General features: G+C 63.2%; 4 protein-coding genes. 3 read left to right on the top strand and 1 reads right to left on the bottom strand.

Annotation, left to right across the window (positions count from 1 at the left end; genetic code table 11):
- Positions 1-60: 60 nt before the first annotated feature.
- Positions 61-1,746: a propionate catabolism operon regulatory protein PrpR gene (gene prpR, locus AB4Z11_RS21870; protein WP_442027641.1), complete on the bottom strand. Its 1,686-nt coding sequence runs from the start codon at positions 1,744-1,746 to the stop codon at positions 61-63.
- Between the two features lie 143 nt (positions 1,747-1,889).
- Here prpR and prpB point away from each other — a divergent pair, with 143 nt between their 5' ends.
- From prpB to AB4Z11_RS21855, 3 genes are all read left to right on the top strand, one after another.
- Positions 1,890-2,777, top strand: a complete 888-nt coding sequence (gene prpB, locus AB4Z11_RS21865) for a methylisocitrate lyase (protein WP_442027639.1) — start codon at positions 1,890-1,892, stop codon at positions 2,775-2,777.
- Positions 2,778-2,801: 24 nt separating this feature from the next.
- Positions 2,802-3,950 carry a bifunctional 2-methylcitrate synthase/citrate synthase gene (gene prpC / locus AB4Z11_RS21860; RefSeq protein WP_442027637.1) on the top strand — a complete coding sequence of 383 codons (1,149 nt, stop codon included), beginning with the start codon at positions 2,802-2,804 and terminating at the stop codon, positions 3,948-3,950.
- The coding region (locus tag AB4Z11_RS21855; protein WP_442027635.1) for an aconitase family protein at positions 3,950-5,299 on the top strand (1,350 nt) is incomplete at its 3' end. The genes prpC and AB4Z11_RS21855, both read left to right, overlap by 1 nt.

Raw genomic sequence — 5,299 nt, 5'->3', positions numbered from 1 at the left:
GGTTCCATGCAGCCCATTGTAGCGACGCGTCTGACGGGGTGGCGCGCAGATGCTGGCCGCTCAGCCGCCTGTCTCTTCGCGCAGGCGCCGCCACAGCGTGGTGCGGCTGATGCCGAGATAGTCGGCTGCCGCGTCGCGCCGTCCGCCAAAGCGTGCAAGGACTTCCGACGCCGACTCGGCACGCTGCCGACCACCACCTGGCGCAGCGGCCCGTGGAGCGCCAGGTGTCGTGGCGGGCGCCGCGTCTGCTCCGGGCCACGGCAGCGCCGCGGCCTGACCTGCGGTGGGGCTGGTGGCCAGCTCGGGAGCAACCGATATCACGAAGCTCGGCGTCAGCGCTTGCAGCGGTTCGGCGGCAAGGAACAACGCCAGCCGCTCCGTCATATTGCGCAATTCGCGCACATTGCCCGGCCAATCGTAGCGCATGAACAGCGGCGCGCAGGCCGCAATCTCCGCACTGAGATTTGGATGCGGCCGTGCGCCCAGCGCTGCCAGCGCATTGCGCAGCGACCATTCAACCAGCGGCAGAATGTCGGTCGGCCGCTCGCGCAGTGACGGTAATGTCAAACGCAGCACAGCGAGGCGATAGAACAGGTCCGCACGGAAGCGGCCTTCGCGCACGCGCTGTTCGAGATCACAGTGCGTGGCGCTGATGATGCGCACGTTGACGGGAATAGGACGGGTGCCACCCACGCGCACGACTTCGCGCTCTTCCAGTACGCGCAGCAAGCGCGTTTGCAGGGCCAGCGGCATCTCGCCGATTTCGTCGAGGAAGAGCGTGCCGCGATTGGYCGCTTCGAACAAGCCTGCGTGACCGCCGCGACGCGCGCCGGTGAAGGCCCCTTCTTCGTGGCCGAACAATTCGGACTCCAGCAGCGATTCCGCAATCGCGCCGCAATTCACCGCGACAAAGGGACGGTTCACGCCCAGCGCACGCGGACTTTCGCGGTGGATGGCCTGCGCCACCAGCTCCTTGCCCGCGCCCGTTTCGCCCTGAATCAGCACCGTGGCCGGCGACTTCGCGTACAGCACCACGGCTTGCCGCACGCGCTCCATCGCCTCCGATTCGCCGCGCAGGTCGGCCAGCCCGTGCTTGGCGCGCAGCGTGTCGGCCACCACGGTACGATGGCCGCGATTCGATTCCAGTTGCGCCAGGCGGGCGATTTCCAGCGCGTCGTCAAAGGCCTGGCGGATCGAGGTGGAGGAGTACACAAAGACGCCCGTCAGTCCGGCTTCTTCCGCGAGGTCGGTGATGCGTCCGCCGCCGACGATGGCTTTGATGCCTGACGCCTTCAGGTCGTTGATCTGGGCGCGTGCATCTTCTTCGGCAGTATAGGTGCGGCGTTCGATGTCGACGCCGAAGGTGGCGGCGAATTCGGCCAGCGCAGGCAGTTCGTCCTGGTAGGTGATCACGCCAATGCGCGATGACACCTTGCGCGCCCGCGCCAGCGCCTGCATGAAGTCGAAACCGCTGGCCCGTGCTATCACCAGCGGCACCGACAAACGGCCTTTCAGATAAGCCGCGTTGGAGCCGGCCGCGATCACCGCGTCGCAACGTTCCGTGGCGAGGCGTTCGCGGATGTGGCGCGCCGCTTCATCGAAACCGAGGTTGATCGGCTCGATGGTGGCCAGCGCGTCGTATTCCGGCGTGATGTCGCGGAACAGTTCGGACAGCCGTGAAACGGCCACGGTCCAGATGACTGGCTTGTCGGCGGGATCGAAGGGCAGTGGCGTGGAATGTCGCATGTTTCAATTATAGCTRTTTCATTGTTTCAATGTGAAACGTCGCACTATGAGCGAAATGTTGCAAGTCCTTGATTTTGCTGGAGGTGGGTAGCTGGCACGGCACTTGCAGATAAGTGCGCAAACTAAACCGCTGAAAGGACATCATGAGCCAATATTCCGCAGGCGCCGCCTTCCGCCAGGCCGTCAAAGAAGAATCCCCGCTGCAGGTGGTGGGCGCGATCAACGCCAACCACGCTCTGCTGGCAAAGCGCGCCGGCTTCCGCGCGATTTACCTGTCCGGCGGCGGCGTGGCAGCCGGTTCCCTGGGCCTGCCGGATCTCGGCATCTCGAACCTGGACGACGTGCTGACCGACGTGCGCCGCATCACCGACGTGTGCGACCTGCCGCTGCTGGTCGACGTCGATACCGGCTTTGGCGCCTCCGCCTTCAACGTGGCGCGCACTGTGAAGTCCATGATCAAGTTCGGCGCCGCCGCCATGCACATCGAAGACCAGGTTGGCGCGAAGCGCTGCGGTCACCGTCCGGGCAAGGAAATCGTGTCGCAGGGCGAAATGGTGGACCGTATCAAGGCCGCCGTTGACGCGCGTACCGATGAAAACTTCGTGATCATGGYCCGCACCGATGCGCTGGCCGTGGAAGGCCTCGATGCCGCCATCGAACGCGCCGTGGCCTGCGTTGAAGCGGGCGCCGACATGATCTTCCCTGAGGCGATGATCACGCTGGACATGTACAAGCAGTTCGCCAAGGCGGTGAAGGTGCCGATCCTGGCCAACATCACCGAGTTCGGCTCGACCCCGCTGTTCACCGTTGAAGAACTGAAGTCCGCTGATGTGGGCCTGGTGCTGTATCCGCTGTCCGCTTTCCGTGCCATGAACAAGGCGGCTGAAAACGTGTACGGCGCGATTCGCCGCGACGGTACGCAGCAGAATGTGGTCGACACCATGCAGACCCGTGCCGAACTGTATGAACGCATCAACTATCACGATTTCGAGCAGAAGCTGGATGCACTGTTCGCAGCACAGAAAAAATAATCAAGTAATCCGAGGAGATTTGAAATGACCGACGCACCAACCTTCAAGCCAAAAAAATCCGTCGCCCTGTCCGGCGTTGCAGCGGGTAACACCGCGCTGTGCTCCGTGGGCAAAACGGGTAACGACCTGCACTACCGCGGCTACGACATCCTGGACGTGGCCAACGTCTGCGAATTCGAAGAAATCGCCTTCCTGCTGGTACACGGCAAGCTGCCAACCGCAGCCGAACTGAAGGGCTACAAGACCAAGCTGAAAGCGCTGCGCGGCCTGCCGCAATCCGTGAAGTCGGCACTAGAAGCGCTGCCAGCATCCGCTCACCCGATGGACGTGATGCGTACCGGCTGCTCAGTGCTGGGCTGCACCCTGCCGGAAAAGGATGACCACAACATCGCCGGCGCACGCGACATCGCCGACCGCCTGATGGCATCCTTCGGCTCCATGCTGTTGTACTGGTACCACTTCAGCCACAATGGCAAGCGCATCGAAGTGGAAACCGACGACGACTCCATCGGCGGCCACTTCCTGCACCTGCTGCACGGCGAGAAGCCAAGCGAAAGCTGGGTGCGTGCGATGCACACCTCGCTGATCCTGTACGCGGAACACGAGTTCAACGCTTCCACCTTCACCAGCCGCGTGATCGCTGGTACCGGCTCCGACATCTACTCCGCAGTGACCGGCGCTATCGGCGCGCTGCGCGGCCCGAAACACGGCGGCGCCAACGAATTCGCCTTCGAAATCCAGAAGCGCTACGAGAACCCGGACGAAGCCGAAGCCGACATCCGCAAGCGCGTGGAAAACAAGGAAGTGGTGATCGGATTTGGACACCCTGTGTACACCATCTCCGACCCGCGTAACGTGGTGATCAAGGACGTGGCGCGCCAGCTGTCCGAAGAAGCCGGTTCCACCAAGATGTTCGACATCGCCGAGCGCCTGGAATCCGTGATGTGGGAGATCAAGAAGATGTTCCCGAACCTGGACTGGTTCTCCGCCGTGTCGTACCACATGATGGGCGTGCCGACCGCCATGTTCACGCCATTGTTCGTGATCTCCCGTACCTCCGGCTGGTCCGCGCACATCATCGAGCAGCGCATCGACAACAAGATCATTCGCCCAAGCGCAAACTACGTAGGCCCTGAGGACCTGCAATTCGTACCGATCAAGGACCGCAAATAATGAACTCCACATTCCGCAAAAAGCTGCCGGGCACCCAGCTCGATTACTTCGACGCGCGTGAAGCCGTCGATGCGATCAAGCCAGGCGCTTACGACAAGCTGCCTTACACCTCGCGTGTGCTGGCAGAGAACCTGGTGCGCCGCTGCGACCCATCCACGCTGAACGCGTCCCTGGAACAGCTGATCGAACGCAAACGGGACCTGGACTTCCCGTGGTTCCCGGCCCGCGTGGTTTGCCACGACATTCTGGGCCAGACCGCGCTGGTGGACCTGGCCGGCCTGCGCGACGCCATCGCCGACCAGGGCGGTGATCCGTCGCTGGTGAATCCTGTTGTGCCGACCCAGCTGGTGGTTGACCACTCGCTGGCCGTCGAATGCGGCGGCTTCGATCCGGACGCGTTCGAAAAGAACCGCGCCATTGAAGACCGCCGTAACGAAGACCGCTTCCACTTCATCGACTGGACCAAGAAAGCCTTCCAGAACGTGGACGTGATCCCGCCGGGTAACGGCATCCTGCACCAGATCAATCTGGAGCGCATGTCGCCGGTGATCCAGGTGAGCGACAACGTGGCCTATCCGGACACGCTGGTTGGCACTGACTCCCACACCCCGATGGTGGACGCACTGGGCGTGATCGCCATCGGCGTGGGCGGCCTGGAAGCCGAAACCGTGATGCTGGGCCGCGCATCCTGGATGCGCCTGCCGGACATCGTCGGCGTTGAGCTGACCGGCAAACCACAGCCAGGCATCACCGCCACCGACACGGTGCTGGCGCTGACCGAATTCCTGCGCAAGGAAAAAGTCGTGTCGGCTTATCTGGAGTTCTACGGCGAAGGCGCCACCGCGCTGACGCTGGGCGACCGCGCCACCATCTCGAACATGGCGCCTGAATTCGGCGCCACGGCCGCGATGTTCTCCATCGACGAGCAGACCATCAAGTACCTGAAGCTGACCGGCCGCGACGACGATCTGGTCAAGCTGGTGGAACACTACGCCAGGCACACCGGCCTGTGGTCGGATTCGCTGAAGAACGCCGAATACGAGCGCGTGCTGAAGTTCGACCTGTCCACCGTGGTGCGCAATATCGCCGGCCCGTCCAACCCGCACAAGCGCGTGGCGACGACCGACCTGGCGGCGCGCGGCATCGCTGGCGTGGTAGAGAACGAGCCTGGCAAGATGCCGGATGGCGCGGTGATCATTGCCGCCATCACCAGCTGCACCAACACCAACAATCCGCGCAATATGATCGCTGCCGGCCTGCTGGCGCGCAACGCAAACCAGGCCGGCCTGCTGCGCAAGCCGTGGGTCAAGTCTTCGCTGGCGCCGGGCTCGAAAGCCGTGACGCTGTAC

Source organism: Pseudoduganella sp. RAF53_2 (assembly GCF_052113985.1).
Lineage (GTDB): Bacteria > Pseudomonadota > Gammaproteobacteria > Burkholderiales > Burkholderiaceae_D > Rugamonas.
Note: the sequence above shows the minus strand (reverse complement) of the source record. Positions and strands in the feature narration are given on the sequence as shown.